The organism is Agromyces hippuratus (assembly GCF_013410355.1).
GTDB lineage: Bacteria > Actinomycetota > Actinomycetes > Actinomycetales > Microbacteriaceae > Agromyces > Agromyces hippuratus.
The window spans coordinates 697,720-717,734 of record NZ_JACCFI010000001.1; the positions used below are offsets into that span (position 1 = coordinate 697,720).

At 70.2% G+C, this 20,015-nt stretch carries 16 protein-coding genes and 1 tRNA gene; 6 read left to right on the top strand and 11 right to left on the bottom strand.

The window, feature by feature from the left end:
- The first annotated feature begins 27 nt into the window (after positions 1-27).
- On the top strand, positions 28-390 hold the full coding sequence (locus BJY17_RS03370) for an RNA polymerase-binding protein RbpA (protein WP_179550125.1): 363 nt from the start codon (positions 28-30) through the stop codon (positions 388-390).
- Here the strand turns inward: BJY17_RS03370 and lnt are convergent.
- From lnt to BJY17_RS03415, 9 genes are read right to left on the bottom strand one after another with little or no spacing between them, the layout of a single operon-like run.
- The gene (lnt, locus tag BJY17_RS03375; protein WP_179550126.1) at positions 387-1,958 is read right to left on the bottom strand and encodes an apolipoprotein N-acyltransferase; all 1,572 of its coding nucleotides are present in this window, start codon (positions 1,956-1,958) and stop codon (positions 387-389) included. The two genes, BJY17_RS03370 and lnt, sit on opposite strands and share 4 nt — an antisense overlap.
- Before the next feature lie 30 nt (positions 1,959-1,988).
- Complete coding sequence (locus tag BJY17_RS03380; protein WP_179550127.1) at positions 1,989-4,421, bottom strand: DEAD/DEAH box helicase; 2,433 nt, start codon at positions 4,419-4,421, stop codon at positions 1,989-1,991.
- 12 nt (positions 4,422-4,433) lie between these two features.
- Complete coding sequence (tatC, locus tag BJY17_RS03385) at positions 4,434-5,186, bottom strand: twin-arginine translocase subunit TatC (protein ID WP_179552689.1); 753 nt, start codon at positions 5,184-5,186, stop codon at positions 4,434-4,436.
- A gap of 50 nt (positions 5,187-5,236) precedes the next feature.
- The gene (gene tatA / locus BJY17_RS03390; RefSeq protein WP_074259078.1) at positions 5,237-5,446 is read right to left on the bottom strand and encodes a twin-arginine translocase TatA/TatE family subunit; all 210 of its coding nucleotides are present in this window, start codon (positions 5,444-5,446) and stop codon (positions 5,237-5,239) included.
- Between the two features lie 38 nt (positions 5,447-5,484).
- Positions 5,485-6,504 carry a helix-turn-helix transcriptional regulator gene (locus tag BJY17_RS03395; protein WP_179550128.1) on the bottom strand — a complete coding sequence of 340 codons (1,020 nt, stop codon included), beginning with the start codon at positions 6,502-6,504 and terminating at the stop codon, positions 5,485-5,487.
- The gene (locus tag BJY17_RS03400; protein ID WP_322789731.1) at positions 6,504-7,544 is read right to left on the bottom strand and encodes a helix-turn-helix transcriptional regulator; all 1,041 of its coding nucleotides are present in this window, start codon (positions 7,542-7,544) and stop codon (positions 6,504-6,506) included. Before BJY17_RS03400 ends, BJY17_RS03395 begins: the two co-directional genes overlap by 1 nt.
- A 50-nt stretch (positions 7,545-7,594) precedes the next feature.
- A complete protein-coding gene (locus BJY17_RS03405; protein WP_179550129.1) occupies positions 7,595-8,533 on the bottom strand; it encodes an FKBP-type peptidyl-prolyl cis-trans isomerase in 939 nt (312 codons plus the stop codon).
- Between the two features lie 42 nt (positions 8,534-8,575).
- On the bottom strand, positions 8,576-9,646 hold the full coding sequence (locus BJY17_RS03410) for a tRNA (adenine-N1)-methyltransferase (protein WP_179550130.1): 1,071 nt from the start codon (positions 9,644-9,646) through the stop codon (positions 8,576-8,578).
- Positions 9,643-10,317, bottom strand: a complete 675-nt coding sequence (locus BJY17_RS03415; RefSeq protein ID WP_322789732.1) for an HAD family hydrolase — start codon at positions 10,315-10,317, stop codon at positions 9,643-9,645. Before BJY17_RS03415 ends, BJY17_RS03410 begins: the two co-directional genes overlap by 4 nt.
- A gap of 75 nt (positions 10,318-10,392) precedes the next feature.
- On the opposite strand from BJY17_RS03415, the gene BJY17_RS03420 reads away from it, so the two are divergent.
- Positions 10,393-11,307 (top strand): PAC2 family protein, encoded by a 915-nt coding sequence (locus tag BJY17_RS03420; protein ID WP_322789733.1) that lies wholly within the window; start codon positions 10,393-10,395, stop codon positions 11,305-11,307.
- Between the two features lie 150 nt (positions 11,308-11,457).
- On the opposite strand, the gene BJY17_RS03425 is transcribed toward BJY17_RS03420, so the two are convergent.
- Together BJY17_RS03425 and BJY17_RS03430 are read right to left on the bottom strand one after the other, a co-directional pair.
- On the bottom strand, positions 11,458-12,285 hold the full coding sequence (locus BJY17_RS03425; protein ID WP_179550131.1) for an undecaprenyl-diphosphate phosphatase: 828 nt from the start codon (positions 12,283-12,285) through the stop codon (positions 11,458-11,460).
- A 153-nt stretch (positions 12,286-12,438) separates the two neighbouring features.
- Complete coding sequence (locus BJY17_RS03430) at positions 12,439-13,764, bottom strand: M20/M25/M40 family metallo-hydrolase (RefSeq protein ID WP_179550132.1); 1,326 nt, start codon at positions 13,762-13,764, stop codon at positions 12,439-12,441.
- A gap of 113 nt (positions 13,765-13,877) precedes the next feature.
- Here BJY17_RS03430 and BJY17_RS03435 point away from each other — a divergent pair.
- From BJY17_RS03435 to BJY17_RS03450, 4 genes are all read left to right on the top strand, one after another.
- Positions 13,878-13,961, top strand: a tRNA-Leu gene (locus BJY17_RS03435).
- A 202-nt stretch (positions 13,962-14,163) separates the two neighbouring features.
- The gene (locus BJY17_RS03440; protein WP_179550133.1) at positions 14,164-14,898 is read left to right on the top strand and encodes a hypothetical protein; all 735 of its coding nucleotides are present in this window, start codon (positions 14,164-14,166) and stop codon (positions 14,896-14,898) included.
- A complete protein-coding gene (locus BJY17_RS03445; protein ID WP_179550134.1) occupies positions 14,898-16,514 on the top strand; it encodes a DNA polymerase Y family protein in 1,617 nt (538 codons plus the stop codon). The genes BJY17_RS03440 and BJY17_RS03445 overlap by 1 nt, the downstream gene beginning before the upstream one ends.
- A 49-nt stretch (positions 16,515-16,563) precedes the next feature.
- A complete protein-coding gene (locus BJY17_RS03450; protein WP_179550135.1) occupies positions 16,564-20,007 on the top strand; it encodes an error-prone DNA polymerase in 3,444 nt (1,147 codons plus the stop codon).
- Positions 20,008-20,015: the final 8 nt, after the last annotated feature.

A 20,015-nucleotide genomic window follows, 5' to 3' on the forward strand; every position in this document is an offset into this window, starting at 1 on the left:
CATGGAGACGAGCGAGAGGAGTACGCCATGGCGGACAGGAGCCTTCGAGGCATGCGCATCGGCGCACAGAGCCTGCAGAGTGAAGACGGCGTGGTGTTCGCAGACCGTGCGGAATACGCCTATCGCTGCGAGACCTGCGGTCGCGAGACCGTGATGACGTTCTCGACCGAGGCCGAGCTGCCCGAGTCGTGGGAGTGCAAGCACTGCGGAGCATCCGCTGTGCTGCTCGTGGACTCGAAGCCGGTCGAGATCGACCGCTCGGGCGAGAAGGTCGCCCGCACCCACTGGGACATGCTGCTCGAGCGACGCACCCGTGCCGAGCTCGAGGAGCTGCTGGAAGAGCGGCTCAGCTATCTTCGCGCCCGTCGCGGCCAGAAGATCGGCGCCTAGGGCGCATCCGTTCGGATGGCGTCGTCGTCATCGCCGCCGCGGTCGCGAGACCGTCGGCGGGCGATGATGCCCGCGGCGATCAATGCCGCCAGTGAACCGATCACGATCACGATCGGCACACTCGAGCCGAGCACGACCGACGGCGTGAGCCCGTCGCGCAGCTCGACGTCGGTGACCATCGCACCCTGCTCGTAGGCGGGCAGCGAGTCGATCGTCCGACCCGAGGGGTCGATGACCTGGCTCGTTCCGACGGTCGAGATGTTCACGACCGAGCGACCCGTCTCGATCGCCCGGAGCCGCGCGATCGCGAGCTGCTGCTGGTTCTCGTCGGTGCCGCGGAAGTCGGCGTTGTTGGTCTGGAGCATGTAGAGCTGCGCACCGTCGCGCGCCCCCTCCCAGATGACGTCGTCGTAGATGACGTCGAAGCAGATCGCGAGCCCGGTGACGGCGTCGCCGAGGTCGAACACCGGCGCGTTCGTGCCGGGAGTGTAGCCGCGCTGCACGAGCCCGATCAAGTCCGGTGCGAGCGCGTACCAGAAGTCCCGATCGGGGATGTACTCGCCGAAGGGCACCGGGTGCCGCTTGTCGTACAGCGCGACGGCGCCCTCCCCCGCTCTCCAGAGCATCGAGGTGTTGAAGTACTCGTCGTCGCGCACGGTCACGGTGTTCAACACGATCGGCGCATCGAGCTCCTCGCCCAGCCGATCGAAGATGCCGGCGACGGAGTCGCTCCGCGTCGGGTCGATGTCGGAACCGCCCTCGGGCCAGAGCAGCACGTCGATGCCCTCCTCGTCGAGGATCGGCTCGGTCGCCGCGAGCTGCGCGGCGAGCACGTCGCCCGGCTCGCGCTCGTCGAAGTAGCCGGAGGGCCCGTTTCCCTGCACGCTCGCGACCCGGAGCTCACCCGCCGGCGTCGTCTGCCATGCTGGCACGAGCATCGACACCGCGAGCAGCGCCGCGACGGGCAGCACGGAGACCGGCCGGCGCCACCCCGCGACACGCACCCACTCGATGATGCCGGCCACGATGGCCACCATCACGAAGCTGAGGCCTGTCGAGCCGGCCCACGACACCACCTGGGCGAACGGGCTCTCGGACTGGCTGAGCGCAGCCCGTGCCCATGGGAACCCGCCGTACGGCATGGTGCCGACGGCGGCCTCGCGCACGCACCAGAGGCCCGCGACGAGCAGCGGCAGCGCGACCAGCCGGATCCACGGTGAGTCGCTCACCCGGGGCAACCACCGGTAGGCGAGCGCGATCAGCACGCCGCCGCCCGCGACGAAGAGGGACTCGAGGATCGAGAGCGCGAGCCACGGCACCGGGCCGAGGTAGAGCGAGGTCCACGAGACCTGCAGCAGATAGAACGAGAGTCCGAAGACGAGGCCGACGAGCGCGGCCCCCCACGCCGAGCGACCGATGAGGCTGATCAGCGCGAGCGCGATGCCGACGAATGCGAGCGGCCAGATGCTCGCGCCGGGAAAACCGAGGTCGTAGGCGAACCCGCCGGCTGCGGCGGCCAGCACCGCGCCCCAGAGCGGCAGGAGGGGGCGATGGGACTTCTCGGGCACCAGATCAGCCTAAGCGACCGTGGGGGCCGGTCATGCGGGTGCGCCGTAGGCGACGACCCCGCGCCGCACGGCGTCGATCGCGGATCGCGCCGTCGCCCCGAGCTCGGCGTCGGCGACGATCGAGACCTGGTCGAGCAGGTCGACCACCTGCTTCGAGAGGCGCACGAAGTCGCCGGCCGCGAGCTCGGTGTCGGCGAGCACGGTTCCGAGACTCGTGCCGCGCGCCCACGCGTGCATGGCCGATGCGAGTGCGGGTGAGGGCACCTCGCTGCCGGACAGCCGGTGGTCGCGCTCGATATCGTCGAGCACCGCCCACGTGTCGGTCGTGCGTTCGAAGGCCTCACGGAACCGCCCGCGGGGCAGCCGGTACTCGACATTGCTGTCGTCGCGTCGCGGCTCGTAGACGAGCGATGCCGCCATCGCGGCGATGCCGGCCTCGTCGAGGCCGTCCCAGAGGCCGCGTCGCAGGCACTCGGCCACGAGCAGGTCGCGTTCACCGTAGATGCGCTTCAGGATGCGCCCCGACGAGGTGGAGACGAGGGCTCCGGATGCGTCGCGGTCGAGATAACCGAGTGACTCGAGCACCTCGGTGACCCGGTCGAATCGCTTCGCGACCTGGCCGGTGCGGGTTCGGATCTGCCGTGAGAGCTGCTCGTGCTCGGTCTTCAGCCGCCACCAGCGCTCGGCCCAGCGGGCGTGCGACTCGCGCTCGGCGCAGCCGTGGCACGGGTGCGCGCGCATCGCCTTGCGCGCCGACGTGAGCTCTCGCTGCATCCGATCGCGCTGTGCGTGCGTCGGGTTGCCCTTCGACGACTGACGCTCGATCTCGCCGATACGACGCCGGAGCGCCGCGTATTCGCCGAAGTCGCCGAGGTGGCAGCGCATCGCCTGCTCGAAGCCGGCCATCGACTCCTCCTGCTTGCGCAGGGTGCGGGCGAGATCGACGACCGCCCGGTCGGCCTGGAACTGCGCGAACGACAGCTCGAGGATCTGGCGCGTGCGCTCACGGCCGAACTGATCGATGAGGTTGACGGCCATGTTGTACGTGGGCCGGAAGCTCGAATTGAGCGGATAGCTGCGCCGGGAGGCGAGCGCGGCGACCGCCTCGGGGTCGAGCCCGTCGACCCATTGGATCACCGAGTGCCCCTCGACGTCGATGCCGCGACGGCCGGCGCGACCCGTCAGCTGGGTGTACTCCCCCGGCGTGATCGGCACCCGTGCCTCGCCGTTGAACTTCTCGAGCTTCTCGAGCACCACCGAGCGCGCCGGCATGTTGACGCCGAGCGCGAGGGTCTCGGTCGCGAAGACGACCTTCAGGAGCTTCAGCTGGAAGAGCTCCTCGACGATCTCCTTGAACGCCGGGAGCATGCCGGCATGGTGGGCGGCGACGCCGCGTTCGAGTCCCTCGAGCCACTCCCAGTAGCCGAGCACCGCGAGGTCCTCATCGCGGAGCATGCGTGCGCGCGATTCGACGATCTGCCGGATCTCAGAGCGTTCGGCCGATTCGGTGAGACGGATGCCGCTGCGCAGCACCTGACGCACCGCCTGATCGCACCCGACCCGCGAGAAGATGAACACGATCGCCGGCAGCAGGTTCTTTCCCTGCAGCATCGCGACGATCTCGGGGCGGTCCGCCCGGCCGTTTCCCGCCCGTGCATCGCGGTGATACCTGCCACGATCGCCGCCGCGCTGCCCACGGGTCGAACGACCGGAGATCGATCGCCCGCCCGCTCGCGCGAGCTGCTTGAGCTCGGGATTCACGCGATTCGTCGCCGCCTGCCCTGAGGAGTCGAACAGATCGAGCATCTTCGACTTCACGATCACGTGCTGTTCGAGCGGCACGGGCCGCTCCTCTGAGACGATGACGTCGGTGTCACCGCGAACCGCCTGCAGCCAGTCGCCGAACTCCTCGGCGTTCGAGACGGTCGCCGACAGCGAGACGAGACGCACCGCCTCGGGGAGGTGGATGATGACCTCCTCCCAGACGGCGCCGCGGAAGCGGTCGGCGAGGTAGTGCACCTCGTCCATCACCACGTACGCGAGACGATCGAGCAGCGGCGAGTCGGCGTACAGCATGTTGCGGAGCACCTCGGTCGTCATCACCACGATGCGCGCACCCGAGTTGACGTTCGTGTCTCCGGTGAGCAGGCCGACCGATTCGGCCCCCCATGTGTCGACGAACTCCTGGTACTTCTGATTCGAGAGCGCCTTGATCGGGGTCGTGTAGAAGACCTTCGCGCCCTGCTCCTGCATGGCGAGGAACACCGCGAACTCGGCGATGATCGTCTTGCCCGCGCCCGTCGGCGCGGCAACGAGCACGCTGCGCCCCTCGTCGAGCGCGCCGCAGGCGGCGAGCTGGAACGGGTCGAGGTCGAAACGCTGACCCGCGACGAAGTCGGCGAGACGCGGCTGGCGGCGTTGCTGGCGGGAGAGCGCGTAACGCTCGGCCGGCGAGAGGCTCATCACTCCTCCAGCCTAGACAGGCTCCCCGAATTCGAGCAGGTTGCGGCGCGCGACACGACGATCATGCAGGTGCGCGATGAACCATGCCGCGAAGTAGAGCACGATCATCGGAATGGCGAGCATGAACATCGAGACGACATCGGCCGACGGCGTCGCGATCGCAGTGAACAGCACGATCACGAGGATCGCGATGCGCCACGACTTGATGATCGACGCCGCACTGATCACACCGGCGAAGTTCAACAACACGATGAACACCGGCACCACGAAGGCGACGCCGATCGCGACGACGAGCTTCAGCACGAAGTCGATGTACTCCTTCGCGGTGAGCAACGACAGCGCATCGCCCGGCACGAAGCTCGTCATGAGCTTCACGATGTTCGGCAGCACGAACCATCCGGCCGCGCAGCCCGCGAAGAACAACGGGATCGCCGTCGCGAAGAAGGCGAGCGTGAACCGTCGTTCCTTCTTGTTGAGCCCCGGAACGAGGAACGCGAAGATCTGGTACAGCCAGACCGGGCTCGAGATCACCAGGCCGATCGTGAACGCGATCTGCAGTCGCAGATCGAACGCACTCGAGATCGTCGGGAAGACGATCGCCGTCTCAGTGCCCTGCGCCTCGGCCACGTTGTGCACCGGCGCCTGAATCGCTTCCCAGACGAGGACGTCGGTCAGCCACCAGCCGAGCACACCGCCCACCACAATCGCGATCGCGGAGATGAAGAGGCGCTTGCGGAGCTCGATCAGATGCTGACCGAGCGACATCCGCTTCTCGCGGTCCTTCTCACCGCGATCTTTCACCGCGGTCACCGTGGTCAGGAGTTCTTGCCGGAATCCGGGGCGTCGGCCTTCGGCGTCTCGTCGGTCGCGTCAGGATCGGTCTTGTCGGAGCGGACCTCGGTCTTGAGGATCTTCATCGACTGGCCGAGGCTACGGGCGAGCGCGGGAAGCTTGGGAGCTCCGAAAAGCAAGAGGATGACCACGAGGATGATCAGCGCGTGCCAACCAGTGAAGCCTTGCCACATGGGGGTTCGTCCGTTTCGTCGGTGAGGGTGACGACAGTCTACCTGTCGTCGATGTCAGGCTGATGCCGCCCGGCATCGGAGGGAACGGGTTCAGCGTAGCCTGCCAGACCCGCTGCCGCCCACTCCGCGACCACCGCGCGCGCCTCGGCCGGCGCCACGACGGTCACGAGGCCGGGAAGTCCCGCCACGAGGCGCTTGAGCCCGTGCACGTGCGCCAGGCGCAGCGTCACCCGCAGGCGCCCGTCGACCTGCTCGGTGCGAGCGTCGGCCAGGTAGTCGGCGAGCAGCGGCAACGTCTCGGGCGCGACGTCGACGACCACGTCGAGGTCGGAATCCGAGCTCTGGAAGAGCGTGTCGGGCACCGTGCGGTCGGAGTGGTCCTCGATCGGCGCATCGGAGACGAGCAATTCGCTCATGCGGTCGACCCGGAAGTTCCGCACGTCCTCCCGCGTGTGGCAGTAGGCCTGCAGGTACCAGTCGGCGTCCTGCGACAGGATGCGGAGCGGGTCGACACGTCGGCGCCCCGCGACCCCGAGTGCGTTGCGGTAGTCGAACTCGAGCTGCCGGCCGCCCGTCACGGCCTCGCGGATCAGGGCAAGCGAGGCATCCGCTTCGGTCTCTGCGACCGCCAGGCGGCTGGGCGCGGCGGATGCCCCGGCCGTGAGCTTGGCCATGAGCGCGGCGAGCGAGGCCCGTCCGGCGTTCTCGGGCGAGGCCGAGAGGTACTGCAGCCCGGCGATGAGGGCGGCCGCTTCGCGAGCGGAGAGCCGGGGCGCATCGTCGATCGCGACGTGGTGCACGATGACGATCACGTCTTCTTCTTCGAAGGAGTCCCAGTCGATGTCGAACAGATCGTTCGGCTGGTAGGTGCCGGTCTCCCCGGGCAGGCCCGAGGTCGCGATGAGTCGCACGGCGTGCCTGATCTCGTCTTCGGAGAGCCCGAAATGAGTGGCGGCCTCGGCCACGTCGACGACGCGCTGTTCGAGCAGGTACGGCACGAACGAGAGCAGGAAGACGAGCTTGTCGGGCGCCTTCAACGGCTTCGGCCGCTTGGCCATCATCGCTCTCCCCCATCGGCGGCATCGGCCGCGTCGCGATGCGCGGCGGCAACGGCGCGCAGCCGGTCTCGGACGGCATCTCGCAGCGACGCCGGTGACAGCACTCGGACCTCGGGACCGTAGGCGGCGAGTTCGTCGGCGAAGACGGCGGCGTCCGTGTAGTGCAGACGGATGACCCCGGCGTCCTCGTCGCCCTCGATCGCGCGTTTGCCGAGCCGCACCTCGGCATCGCTGCCGCCGGTCACCGCCAGATCGGCGACGTTGCGCTGGTGCAGCTCCTGCAGCTCGGCGATGATGCGGTCCTGCACGCCGAGCGGCGGAGCATCGAAACTCGACCCGGGCACGGGCGTGACCTCGCCGATGATGCGCGAGAGCAGGAAGGTGCGGGAATTCGCCGCATCGTGGTCGTACGCGTGGAGGTGCCACCGGCCGTCGTGCAGCACCACGGCGAGCGGGTCGACCGTGCGACGGCGCGGCTCGGGCTCACCGGGCTTGAAGTAGCGGAACCGCACCGACTGGCGACGATCGAGCGCCTGCCGCAGCGGTTCGAATGCGGTGTCGCGCACTCGCAGTCGCGGGGCGTAGCCGATCACCGGTTCACGAGGCTCGATGCCGAGCGAACGGAGCTTCGTGAGGGCGCGCTGCGAATCGGCCGAGAGCGAGGCCTCGCGCCAGACCTCGGCGGCGAGACCGAGCAGGGCGAGCTCGTCGGGCGTGAATCGCACGTCGGCGGGCAGGTCGTACTGCCCTTTGGGGATGCGGTAGCGCAGCGCCTGGTTGTCGCCCGGACGGTCGGGCGACTCCACGGTCTCGAGCGGGATGCCGAGTTCGCGGATATCGTCTTTGTCGCGCTCGAACTGGCGCTCGAGATTCGCATTCTGACCAGCAGAATCGAATCGCTCGGCATAGCCACGCACTGTCGAGAGGATCTCGGACTTCAAGAGGCCCGTCTCAGTCGCGAGCAGGGCCAGGACGAGGCTGAACAGGCGATCCTCGACCGGGATCTTCGACTCGCCCTTGTTCACTCCGCCGCTCGCCACAGGTGCGATCTTACTGAACCGCGGTGACGGCGAGGGCCGCCGCGACGGGCTCAGATCACGCCCAGGATGTCGATCACGTAGAACAAGGTGGCTCCCGGGGGCACGGAGTCATTGCCCTGATCGCCGAAGCCGGCGCTCGGCGGCACCACGACCGCGACCTGCGAGCCGACCTTCTGGCCGATGACCGCCTCCGAGAATCCCTGAGGCATCTGGCCGCCCTCATCGTCGGTGACCGTCACGATGGTCGGTGAGCCGGCCTTCCAGGTCGAGTCGTCCAGAACCTTGCTGTCGTCCCATGTCACGCCCGTGTAGTGCACGACGACCGCGTCACCGGATTCGACGACAGCGCCCGACCCCTCCTTCAGGACCTCGACCTCGGTCGTCTCGAACGGGTCGGCATTCGGCACCGTGATGCCGGGACGGCCGTCGGGCGCCAGCACGACGGCGGGGAAGCCGTCACGACTGAGGCGCACCGCGCCGTCGGCGCGAGCCGGGAAGGCGCGCTGCACGTCGAAGACCGCCACGAGGCTCTCGCGACCCTCGGCGCCACTGGGGTCCTGCGAAGGCTTGATGGCCTCTTCGGACGGCGCGACCACGACGACCCGGGATCCCTCGCGGGCGCAGCTGAGGCCCTTCGTGAACGCGATCAACGTGTCGCCGCCGATCGCGAGCGGCGCCGCATCGTCGTCGTACCCGATCGACTGCACCAGCTCACCGGTCGATCCGTTGAAGAGCGACGCGCCGAGCATCACCATCTGACCCTCGTGAAGAAGCGGGCCCTCGCCGGCGATCACCTCGGTGCACTGGGTCTCTTCTGGCTCGAGCGGCGACGGGAACTCCACGCGCGGCTTCTCACCGAACTCGCCTGTCACCGTGACCGCGTTCGAGGAATCACCGGATCCCGTCTCGGGAGCGGGCGCCGAAGCGCACCCCGACAGGGTCAGGGCGATGATGCCGGCCGTGGCGATGAGCGCGAATGACGAGCGCACTGATCCTCGATTCTTGGGTGATCGGTGAGGGGCGATGAAAGCCTACCCGCCCAGACCGGCGGGGTTCGTCTCGGGCGATTCGGGGTCGGACGGGTCGGCGACGCCGTTCGCTTCGGTCACGGCGGACTCGTCGCCTGCGCGCGAACGGGTGGCTGCGGCATCCGCCTGCCTGACGCGCTTGCGCAGGCTCTTGTCGCTCACGTTGCGCTCCCCGAGCGCGCCGGGGGTCCAGGCCTCGAAGTCTTCATCACTGAACTCCGTCTTCGACGGCCGGCGCTTCAGCTCGGGCAGGATCGTGTCGGGTGCGAGGCGTCGAGCGGTGATGAGGAAGCCGGTGTGCGCGATCATGCGGTGATCGGGCCGCACCGCGAGACCCTGCACGTGCCAGCCGCGCACCATCGTCTCGGACGACTGCGGCTCGGTGTACTCCCCCGTCGCGCGGATCGCCTCGGCGACGCGCGAGAGCTGCGTGGCCGTGGCGATGTAGCAGAGCAGCACGCCGCCGGGCTTCAGCGCGGTGGAGACGGACTCGAGGCACTCCCACGGGGCGAGCATGTCGAGCACGACACGGTCGACGGATGCCTCGTCGACCGTCTCGGGCAGCACTTCTGCCAGGTCGCCGAGCGTGATCGACCAGTTCTCGGGGTCGGCGCCGTGGAAGGTGGCGACGTTGCCGCGTGCGACGCTCGCGAAGTCGTCGCGTCGCTCGAAGGAGTACAGGTGACCGGCCGGGCCGATGGCGCGGAGCAGCCAGAGCGAGAGCGCACCCGAACCGACGCCGGCCTCGACCACGCGTGCGCCGGGGAAGATGTCGGCCTGTGCGAGGATCTGCGCGGCGTCCTTCGGGTAGACGATCGCGGCGCCGCGCGGCATCGACATGACGAAGTCGGTGAGGAGCGGCCGAAGGGCCAGGTACTCGACACCGGCCTGGTTCGCGACGACGGAACCGTCGGGCCGGCCGATCAGGTCGTCGTGCGCGAGCAGCCCCTTGTGCGAGTGGAAGTGCTGACCCGGCTGGAGCGTGATCGTGTGCAGGCGCCCCTTGGGACCCGTCAGCTGCACGCGGTCGCCGACGCGGAACGGACCGCTCTGCTCGCCTCTGCTCTCGATCATGCCGTGACCTCGCGAATCGTCAGGAGTGCTGCCACGTCGTCGACGGTCGTGCCGTCGAGCGTCGGCCACAGTGCCGCGGCCGGCAGTCCGTCGAGCGGGATGAAGTTCGGCACGGCCAGGGCGATCGCGCCCGAGGCGTGCGCCGAGGCGAGGCCCGTGGGCGAATCCTCGATCGCGATGCAGTCGGCGATGTCGACGCCGAGCTGCGCCGCAGCGGTGAGATAGGGCTCGGGGTGCGGCTTCGCGTTCTCGACGCTGTCGCCGGACACGATCAGGTCGAACGCCTCGAACGGGATGGCGGCGACGATGTCGTCGGCCATCGACCGGACCGACATGGTCACGAGCGCGGTAGGCACGGATGCCTCGCGCAGCGCCTGCAGCAGCTCGCGCGCGCCGGGACGCCACGGCACGCCGTGCTCCTCGAGCTGCTCGCGCACCCGTTCGGTGAGGCGGTTCACGATCGTGTCGGCGTCGAGGTCGACGCCCTTCGCCTGGAAGTACGCTGCCCCGTCCCAGAGGCCGCTGCCGACGAGCTCGAGCGCATTCTCGTGACTCCATGGGAGCCCGAAGGCCTCCATGAGCTCCGTCTCTGCGGCCATCCAGTACTGCTCGGTGTCGACAAGGGTGCCGTCCATGTCCCAGAGGACTGCGGCGGGGAGGCGAGTGGTCACAACCGACAAGTCTACGGGCACGGCCTATTGTGGAGGTGAACCCGGAGATCCGGGGCGGGAAGCGGGGCACCAGGAGTGAATCAGCCGGCCGGTTTCGAGGGCGGAAGGCTGCTCGTCGTCGCATTCGAAGGATGGAACGACGCCGGAGAGGCGGCGACCGGGGCGGCCAAGCTCCTCGTCGAGCGTCTCGGCCTCGTCGAGATCGCCGCGGTCGACCCCGAGCTCTACTTCGACTACCAGTTCACTCGCCCCACGATCGTGCTCGGCGACGACGGAACCCGCCGCCTCGAGTGGCCGGGCGCCGCGATCATGGGTCCGGGCGGCCTCCCGGCATCCGACGACGATGACGACCGGGTCACCGGCCCGGGCGCCGAGGCCCTGCACGTGCTGCTCGGCGCCGAGCCCGCCCGCAGCTGGAAGGGATTCGCCGCCGAGCTCATCGACGCCGCCCTCGCTGCGGACATCGAGGGCATCGTGCTGCTGGGCGCCATGCTCGCCGACGCGCCGCACACCCGGCCGCTGTCCGTCTTCGCGTCGAGCGAGAACCCCGAGGTGCGGTCGGCGCTCAACGTCGAACGCTCGACCTACGAGGGCCCCGTGGGCATCCTCAGCGTCATCGCCGACCAGGCCGAGCGCGTCGGCATCCCGACGGTCTCGCTCTGGGCATCGGTGCCGCACTACGTGCACAACGCGCCGTCGCCGAAGGCGGTGCTCGCCCTCCTCGGCAAGGTCGAGGAGCTCACCGGGCTCTCCATCCCCCGCGGCAGCCTCGAGGTCGACGCGAAGGCCTGGGAGGCGGGCGTCGACGCCCTCGCCGCCGAAGACGACGAGATGGCCGGCTACATCACCCAGCTCGAACAGGCCCGCGACGCGGTCGACGCCCCCGAGGCGAGCGGCGAGGCCATCGCGCAGGAGTTCGAACGCTACCTGCGGCGCCGCGGCGAGGAGCCCGGAGGCCGTGCCGACGGGCGCGGCGACGGGCCGCGCTGAGCACTCGCGCACCCGCGAGCCGCTGCCGCCACGCGGCATCCGCTCACTGCCGAGTACCCGTTGGGCTTGGGAGTACCCCATTCGAGCGGATGCCGCTGCCCTCTGCCGCGCATCGGGTACTCGGGTGCGCAGTGATCAGGCGCTGCGTGATCAGGCGCTGATCGCCCCGGTGCCGAGCAGCACGAGGATCGTGGAGCCGAGCAGCACCCGGTAGATCACGAACGGCAGGAAGCTGCGCTTCGAGATGTAGCTCATGAAGAACGCGATCACGAGCAGGCCAACGACGAACGCGACGAGCGTGGCCGCCGCCGTCTCGATCGGACCGTAGACGCTCGGCTCGTCGAGGCTCTTGACGAGCTGGAAGAACCCGCTGCCGAAGACCGCCGGAATCGCGAGGAGGAAGGCGTAGCGCGCCGCTGCTGCACGCTCGTAGCCCAGGAAGAGCCCCATCGTGATGGTGCCGCCCGAGCGCGAGACCCCCGGGATGAGGGAGAGCGCCTGCGCGAGGCCGAAGAAGACGCCGTGCGGCACCGTGAGGTCTTCGAGCTTGCGGCGCTTGGCTCCCGCCCAGTCGGCGAGGCCGAGGATGAGGCCGAACACGATGAGCATCGTTCCGACGATCCAGAGCGAGCGCAGGCTCGTCTCGATCTGGTCCTGGAACAGGATGCCGAGCACGACGATCGGCACCGAGCCGATGATGATGAGCCAGCCCATGCGGGCATCGGGGTCGTTGCGCGGCACACGACCGGTGAACGATCCGAACCAGTGCGAGACGATGCGCACGATGTCGCGCCAGAAGAACACCACGACCGCGGTCTCGGTGCCGAGCTGCGTGATGGCGGTGAACGCGGCCCCCGGGTCTTGGGCGCCGGGCAGGAACTCCCCCAGGATGCGCAGGTGGGCGCTCGAAGAGATCGGCAGGAACTCGGTGAGCCCCTGAACCAGGCCGAGGATGAGCGCTTCGATCACGTGGTGCATCCGCCTTCCGCCCCCGCGGAAGCAGGAGGACTGAGTTCGGTCGATAGTCGAGGAGGAGGTCGCGCAGTACCCGCCCGCCGAAGACCGACTCGTCGGGCCGGTATTCGAGGAGGGGTCGCGCAGAACCTGCCTCCCGAAGACCGACTCGTTCGATCAGTACTCGAGGAGGAGGTCCCGGAGAACCTGCCTCCCGAAGACTAATGCGTCGAGCGGCACCCGCTCGTCAACACCATGGAACATCGCCGGGAAGTCCAAGCCTTCTGGCAGCTTCAGCGGCGCGAAGCCGTAGCCGGCGATGCCGAGCCGGCTGAGCGCCTTGTTGTCGGTGCCGCCCGAGAGCAGGTACGGAAAGACGGGGGCGCCGGGATCGTGCACGCCGAGCGTGTGCTTCACGGCGTCGACGAGGGCACCGGATGTCGCGGCCTCGAGCCCCACGTCGCGGTGCACGATCTCGACCTCGACCTCGTCGCCGACGAGTGCACGCACCTCGGCGAGCACCGCCTCCTCCTCGCCGGGCAGGGTGCGGATGTCGACGAGCGCCTCGGCGCGGTCGGGGATGACGTTGTGCTTGTAGCCCGCGGTCAGGAGCGTGGGGTTCGTCGTCGTGCGCAGCGTCGCGGTGATGAAGCCCGATGCCGAACCCGTGGCGAGGGCGAGCTCGTCGGGCGAGACCTGCTCGGGGTCGACGCCGAGCACGCCCGCGATCTCGCCGAGCAGTTCGCGGGTGGTGTCGGTGAGCCGCACGGGCCACTCGGTGCGGCCGAGTGTCGCGATGGCCTCGGCGAGTTTCGTGATGGCGTTGTCGCGGATGAGCCGCGACCCGTGGGCGGCGGTGCCTTTCGCGACGAGGCGCACCCAGAGCAGCGACTTCTCACCGGTCTGCAGCAGGTAGGCGCGGCGACCGCCGACCGTGATCGAGTAGCCGCCGACCTCGCTGATCGCCTCGGTTGCGCCCTCGAAGAGCTCGGGGTGGTGGTCGACGAGCCAGCCCGATCCCACGCCTCCCCCGGCCTCCTCGTCGGCGAAGAAGGCGACGACGAGGTCGCGCGCCGGCTGCGAGCCCGAGCCGATGATGTCGCCGAGGGCGGTCAGCATCATCGCGTCCATGTCCTTCATGTCGACGGCGCCGCGGCCCCACAGCATGCCGTCGCGCACCTCGCCCGCGAACGGGTCGACGCTCCAGTTGCGGGCGTCGGCCGGCACGACGTCGAGGTGGCCGTGCACGACCAGGGCCGGCTTGGACGCATCGCGGCCGGGCACGCGTGCGACGACGCTCGTGCGTCGCGGCTCGGGTTCGAAGAGCTGCGGGGCGAGGCCGAGCGCTGCCAGTCGCGCCTCGACGTACTCGGCGGCCTCGCGCTCGCCGTTGGCCCTGCCCTCGCCGTAGTTCGAGGTGTCGAAGCGGATCAGGTCGCGCGCGACGATCGCCGTCTCGTCGAGTTCTGCATCGGAAGGGGTGCCAGTGGGAGACGGGGCCATGCCCTTCACGGTAGCCGGGGCATCCGTGGTTGGCCACCGTGGTCGAAGGCACCTCTGAAACCGTGCTAATGTCTTCTCTCGGGCCACCGAGTGATCGGAACGGCCTGACACGAGCGCGGGTGGCGGAAATGGCAGACGCGCTAGCTTGAGGTGCTAGTGCCCTAACGGGCGTGGGGGTTCAAGTCCCCCCTCGCGCACGCTTGTGTCGAGAAGGCCGGATCAGTTTACTGATCCGGCCTTTTCGCATTTCCGGGCCTGGCTTTCCGGAGTCGGTGCGAATTTTCTTTTTCTCTGTTTCGCCCTCATCCGATGTCTGTCGCGAGATCGTCCGACGTTCTGGACGGTCGGCACTGCCGACTTGCCGTATTCGAACATGTGTTCGAAACTGTGAGGGTGACCATGACCGCTCCCCTCGCCCCGGCCGATGCGCCCTCGCGCGTCGAGGAGCTGCAGGCGCGCATCCGGGGCATGCAGGCGACGCGGCTCGATTCGAAGACGGTGCCCACGCATCCGGCCTTCGAACACGTGCTGCCCGGCGGCAGCCTCCGCGAGGGCACGGTCGTCTCGGTCGAGGGGTCGACGACCCTGCTCATGGCCCTGCTCGCCGGCCCCTCGGCGAGCGGCCGTTGGGTCGCGGTGGCCGGCATGCCCGAGTTCGGCGTCGAGGCGGCCTCGCGGTTCGGCATCGACCTCGAGCGGCTCGCGCTCGTGCCCGACCCCGGGCGGCAATGGCTCGCCGTGGTCGCGGCGCTCGCCGACGTCATCCCCGTGGTCGCCGTGCGGCCGGCCGGCCGGGTCTCCTCCGCCGAGGCGTCACGGCTGACCGCCAGGCTCAGGCAGCGCGGCACCGTGCTGCTCGTCGCCGGCCAGTGGCCGGGCAGCGACGCCAGCCTCGGCGTCGAGACGAGCGACTGGCACGGGCTCGAACTCGGACACGGGCACCTCAGCGACCGCGACGTCGTCGTCTCGGCGGGCGGGCGCGGAGAATTCGGCCGGCGAGGCCGTTCACGACTCCGGCTGCCCGGGCGCTCACTCGAGTTCGAGGTCGCGGCCGATGCGGCGGCACCGCCCGGCGAGCCGGTGCCGTTGGGCGAGCCGGTGCGCCTCGACGAGTACGTTCGGCGGGCCGTCTGATGGCGGTCGACCTCGTGCACGCCGATCCCATCCGCACGATCGTGCTCTGGTGCCCCGACTGGCCCGTGTTCGCGGCCTGCCGCGAACACGGACTCGATCCCGATGCACCCGTCGCCCTCACCGTGGGCGGGCAGATCTACGCCTGCTCGGCCGCAGCGCGCCGCGACGGCGTGGTGCGGGGGCTGAAGCTCCGCGAGGCGCAGTACCGCTCCCCCGGGCTCGCGCTGCTCGACTACGACGCCTCGCTCGACGTGCGCGCCTTCGAACCGGTCGTGAGGCGGGTCGAAGAGACGGTGCCCGGGGTGCAGCTCATCCGCCCCGGCACGCTCGCCATGCGGGCCCGTGGCCCGGCCCGGTACTACGGCGGTGAGGATGCCGCGGCGCGGGCCCTGCTCGACACCGTCGCCGCACTCGACGTGGTGGGCGCACGGGTGGGGGTCGCCGACGGTCCGTTCGCGGCCGAGCAGGCGGCCCGAGCTGCGGGCGCCACGAGTGCCGGTGATGCCGTGGGCGACCCGGGCGAGTCCTTTGTGGGCATCGTCGCGCCCGGGGCATCCGCTGCCTTCATCGCACCGCTGCCGGTGCGCCTCGTCGTCGACGCCCGCATCGGCACCCTGCTGAACCGTCTCGGGGTGCGCACCCTCGGCGAGTTCGCGGCCCTGCCCGAAGCCGACGTGCGTCGCCGGTTCGGCGCGGCGGGCGCCTTCGCACACGACCGGGCGGCCGGGCGCGAGCAGGCGAGGGTGCTCGCCCGCACGCCGCCGCCCGAGTTCGAGGTCGCGCAGGAGTTCGAGCCACCACTCGACCGCATCGACCAGCTCGCCTTCGCCTTCCGGCTCCGGGCCGACGAGTTCATCGAACGCATGCGGGCGAAGCGGCTCGTGTGCACCGGCATCCGGGTCGAGATCGACGACGAGGCGGGCGGGCACTCGAGCCGTAGCTGGCTGCACCCCCGCTGGTTCACCCCCGCCGACGTCGTCGACCGCGTGCGCTGGCAACTGCAGGGCGCGGGCACCGCCGACAGCGCGCTGTCCCGCCCGATCGTGCGCCTGCGCGTCGTGCCCGAGCGCATCGACTCGACCGGCAACCACGAAGAGGGGCTCTGGGGTGGCGGGCCCGACGAGCGCGTGCACCACGGGCTCACGCGCGTGCAGAGCATGCTCGGGCACGACGGGGTCGTCACCGCCGCGATCGGCGGCGGTCGCATGCTCGCCGACCGGCAGGTGCTCGTGCCCTGGGGCGATCGGGCGCCCGAACGCGCCGGCGGGGGCTCGGGCTCGGGCTCGGCTGCACCGTGGCCCGGCAGCCTGCCGGCTCTGGCCCCCGCGAGCGTGTTCCGCGAGCGGCTGCCGATCGGACTGCTCGACGGCGGGGGCGCCATCGTCACGATCGACGCCCGGGGGGTGATCTCGGCGAAGCCCGAACGCTTCGCGCTCGCCGGGGCGGCACCGGCACCCGTGCGGGCCTGGGCGGGCCCCTGGCCGGTCGTCGAACGCTGGTGGGACGCCGAGCATGCGAGGCGCGTGCACCGGTTCCAGATCGTCGATGACGACGGGTGCGCGTGGCTGCTCGTGCGCGACGACGAGGGCTGGTGGGCCGAGGCGAGGTACGACTGAACCCGCCGCATATGGAGCGGGCGAGGGCGGATCGAGGGGGCGGTGACTGATGGGGTGGAACAATCCGGGCATTCCGTGGTCGGAGCTCGAACGCAAGCTCTCCGACGTACGGCGGCCGGGCGCGCCCGGCACGCCCGGCACACCGAAGACCATCGGCGACGGCGGCGACTCGCCCGCGTGGAGCCGCAAGCGGCACCCGTACCGTCCGTCGGAGGGGCTCGCGGCCCCGACCGGGCCGGTCGTGCCCTACGCCGAGCTGCACGCGCACTCGAACTTCAGCTTCCTCGACGGCGCCTCGTCGCCCGAGCAGCTCGTCGAGGAGGCGCAGCGCCTGGGGCTCACCGGGCTCGCCATGACCGACCACGACGGCTTCTACGGCATCGTGCACTTCGCCGAAGCCGCCGAGAGCTTCCCCGAGCTGCAGACGGTCTTCGGCGCCGAGCTCTCGCTCGGGCTGCAGGGGCCGCAGAACGGCTTCGCCGACCCCGAGGGCGAGCACCTTCTCGTGCTCGCCCGGCGTGAGACGGGCTATCACCGGCTCGCCGGTGCGATCACCGACGCCCAGCTCGCCGGCGGCGAGAAGGGGCGACCGGTGTACTCGCTCGAAGCGCTTGCCGAGCGCGCTGACGGCGAGTGGGTCGTGCCGACCGGGTGCCGCAAGGGCGCCGTGCGCCGTGCGCTCGCCGAGGGCGGGGCGCATGCGGCGGCGCGCGAGCTCGATCGCCTCACCGCGCTCTTCGGTCGCGACAACGTCGTCGTCGAGCTCTTCGACCACGGGCACCCATTCGACCAGGAGGCGAACGACGTGCTCGCCGGCCTCGCCGAGCGGGCCGGCCTGCCGCTGCTCGCGACGAACGCCGTGCACTACGCGACGCCGCCAGAGCACCGCCTCGCGGCCGCCCTCGCCGCGGTGCGGGCCCGGCGCAGCCTCGACGAGCTCGACGGGTGGCTGCCGGCCTCCGACCAGCTGCACCTGCGCAGCGGCGCCGAGATGGCCGCCAGGTTCGCCCGCTATCCCGGCGCCGTCGCCCGCTCGGTGACGCTCGCGAACGACCTCGCCTTCACCCTGCGCAGCGCCCGCCCGAAGCTGCCGAAGCAAGAGGTGCCCGAGGGGCACACGCCGATGAGCTGGCTGCGGGTGCTCGTCTGGCAGGGCGCAGAAGAGCTCTACCCCGGCGTGCCGCAGCACGTGCGCGAACGGCTCGAGCGCGAGCTCGACGTCATCGAGCTGAAGGACTTCTCGGGCTACTTCCTGATCGTGCACGACATCGTGGCCGAGGCTCGGCGCCGCGGCATCCTCTGCCAGGGTCGCGGCTCGGCGGCCAACTCGGCGGTCTGCTACGCCCTGCGGATCACCGCGGTCGACTCGATCGGGTACCGGCTGCCCTTCGAGCGGTTCCTCTCCGCGCTCCGCGACGAGGAGCCCGACATCGACGTCGACTTCGACTCCGACCGGCGCGAGGAGATCATCCAGTACGTCTATGCGAAGTACGGCAGGCAGAACGCGGCGCAGGTGGCGAACGTCATCAGCTACCGGCCGAAGGTCGCGGTGCGCGACATGGCGAAGGCCCTCGGCTACTCCACGGGGCAGCAGGACGCCTGGTCGCGACAGGTCGAGCGCTGGGGCGCCGTGGTCGAGACCGACGACCACGACATCCCCGATGCCGTCGTCGAGCTCGCCGGGCAGGTGCTCACGTTTCCGCGCCACCTCGGCATCCACTCGGGCGGCATGGTGCTCACCGATCGCCCTGTCGGCGAGGTGGTGCCGATCGAGCACGCCCGTAAAGAGCATCGCACCGTGGTGCAGTGGGATAAAGACGACTGCGCGTGGATGGGCCTCGTGAAGTTCGACCTGCTCGGCCTCGGCATGCTCGCGGCCCTGCAGTACACCTTCGACCTCGTGCGCGAGTCGACGGGCGAGGTGTGGGAGCTCGCGAGCCTGCCGAAAGAAGAGGGCGCGGTCTACGACATGCTCTGCCGCGCCGACTCGATCGGCGTGTTCCAGGTCGAGAGCCGGGCGCAGATGGGCACGCTCCCTCGGCTGAAGCCCCGGTGCTTCTACGATCTCGTGGTCGAGATCGCGCTCATCCGCCCCGGTCCGGTGCAGGGCGGTGCGGTGCATCCGTACATCCGCCGGCGCACCGGCGAAGAGGCCGTCACCTACCTGCATCCGAAGCTCGAACCGGTGCTCGAGCGCACGCTCGGCGTGCCGCTCTTCCAGGAGCAGCTCATGCAGATGGCGGTCGCGGTCGGCAACTGCAGCGCCGCCGATGCCGACCTGCTGCGGCGCGCCATGGGCTCCAAGCGCGGGGTCGAGAAGATCGAGCGGCTGAAGGCGAAGCTCTACGCCGGCATGGCCGAGAACGGCATCGAGCCCGAGGTGGCCGACTCGATCTACGAGAAGATCGAGGCCTTCGCGAACTTCGGCTTCGCCGAGAGCCATGCGCTGAGCTTCGGCCTGCTCGTCTACGCGAGCTCGTGGCTGAAGCTGCACTACCCGGCGGCGTTCCTCGCGGCGCTGCTGCGCGCCCAGCCCATGGGCTTCTACTCGCCGCAGACCCTCACCGCCGACGCGCGGCGGCACGGGGTGGAGGTGCTGCGACCCGACATCCTGCGGTCGGGGGTGCACGCGGGGCTCGAGACCGCAGACGGTGCGGTCTCAGGCAACGGCGACGGATGCCGCGCGCCCACCGGTCTCGAGACGTGCGCCGACCCCGTGCAGCCGCCGGTCGGCCCCTTCGAACGTCGCGCGCCCGATCGCGGAGCCGAGCACCGGCGTGACGGCGCGTTCGCGGTGCGGCTCGGACTCGCCGACGTCTCCTCGATCGGTCAGGCGGTCGCCGAACGGCTCGTCGCCGAACGCGAGGCCCGCGGACCGTACCGCGACATGGCCGACGTCTCACGGCGAGGAGCGCTGGACGCCGCGCAACTCGAGGCGCTCGCCGCGGCGGGCGCCTTCGACGGCTTCGGGCTCGAACGGCGCGAGGCGCTCTGGATGGCGGGCGAGGCCGCCCTCGACCGCGAGGAGTACCTCGCGGGCTCCGTCGTCGTCGTGCAGCCGCCGCTGCTGCCGATGCTGAGCCCGGCCGAGCAGGTCGTCTACGATCTCTGGGCCACGGGCATCTCGCCCGACGACCACCCCATCAGACACGTGCGCGAGCGGCTCGACGAACGCGGGGTCATCCGCATCGACCTGCTGCAGCAGGCGGAGTCGGGGCGGCGCATCGAGGTGGGCGGGGTCGTCACGCACCGGCAGCGGCCCGCGACGGCGAGCGGCATCACCTTCCTCAACCTCGAAGACGAATCGGGCACGCTGAACGTCATCGCGGGTGTCGGCGTGTGGAACCGCTACCGCCGCATCGCCCGCGAAGCACCGGCCATGATCGTGCGCGGCATGCTCGAACGCTCGCACGAGGGCGTCACCAATCTCGTCGCCGATCGGTTCGAGCCCCTCACCGTGTCGGCGCCGCACCGATCGCGCGACTTCCGCTAGCCTCGATC